General features: G+C 44.9%; 1 protein-coding gene and 1 pseudogene. Both read left to right on the top strand.

Features of this window, described 5'->3' with window-relative positions:
* Positions 1-126 (top strand): annotated as a pseudogene (locus QZ359_RS06385) (SIS domain protein); the annotation flags it as partial.
* 118 nt (positions 127-244) lie between these two features.
* Positions 245-1,273: LLM class flavin-dependent oxidoreductase (locus QZ359_RS06380; RefSeq protein ID WP_293964268.1), on the top strand; the 1,029-nt coding region annotated here is incomplete at its 3' end.

The following is a 1,273-nucleotide window of genomic DNA, read 5'->3' as shown; positions in this document are numbered from 1 at the left end:
CACCCTTACCTCTCACCAATCTCAATGGTCGTACCAACACAATTGGTCGCTTACTTTGCAACCCTTCACCGTGGCCTTGATGTGGACAAACCACGTAATCTTGCTAAATCAGTAACGGTAGAATAAGCTAAAAAAGTCTAGTTATCTAGGCTTTTTCTTGTGAGCAAATTGGTTGCTTGTACTCAAGATTCGTGTTAGAATAATTTTTCAAATTGAAGGACAGAGGTAGACAAGGAGAATCACTGTGGTAGAATTGGGAATTTCAACATTTGGGGAAACAACTGAGCTTGAAGGAACTGGGCAAACTTACAGTCATGCCGAACGCATTCGTCAGTTGGTGGCGGAGATTGAACTGGCTGACAAGGTTGGTTTGGATGTGTATGGGATTGGTGAGCACCATCGAGCGGATTTTGCGGTATCAGCCCCAGAGATTGTCCTAGCAGCAGGTGCAGTCAATACCAAGAAAATCCGTTTGACCAGTGCAGTCAGCATTCTCTCAAGTATGGATCCGATTCGCTTGTTCCAACAGTATGCCACTATCGATGCTTTGTCAAATGGGCGAGCGGAGATTATGGCCGGAAGGGGTTCTTTCACGGAATCTTTTCCCTTGTTTGGATATGATTTGAAAGACTACGAAGCCCTTTTTGATGAGAAATTAGACTTGCTTCAGTTAGTCAATGAAAAGACCAAGTTAGACTGGCAAGGTCGATTGACCCAAACAATCTCTGGAAAAGAAGTTTATCCTCGTCCAGTTCAGGACAAATTACCCTTGTGGATAGCGACAGGTGGTCATGTCGAATCAACAGTGAAGATTGCTCAGGCAGGTCTACCGATTGTCTATGCCATTATTGGTGGTAACCCTCGTTATTTTAAAAAGTTGATTCAGGCTTATCGTGAGATTGGGAGCGAAGCGGGTTATGCCAGTCAGGAACTAAAGGTTGGAGCTCATTCTTGGGGTTGGATTGCTGAGGATGGCGAACAGGCGGTGAAAGATTATTTCCATCCGACCAAGCAAGTGGTGGATGCTATTTCTAAAGATCGTCCGCACTGGCAGGAATTGCGTTATGAGCAATATTTGGAGCAAGTTGGGCCAAATGGTGCTATGTTTGTGGGCAATCCAGATCAGGTGGCCGAAAAATTGATTCGCATGATTGAAGACTTAGGTTTGGACCGCTTTATGTTGCACTTACCTCTTGGTTCTATGCCTCATGAACAAGTACTGAGAGCTATTGAACTCTTCGGCACACAAGTGGCACCAAAAGTACGGGCGTAC

The organism is Streptococcus sp., assembly GCF_019414905.1.
GTDB lineage: Bacteria > Bacillota > Bacilli > Lactobacillales > Streptococcaceae > Streptococcus.
Note: the sequence above shows the minus strand (reverse complement) of the source record. Positions and strands in the feature narration are given on the sequence as shown.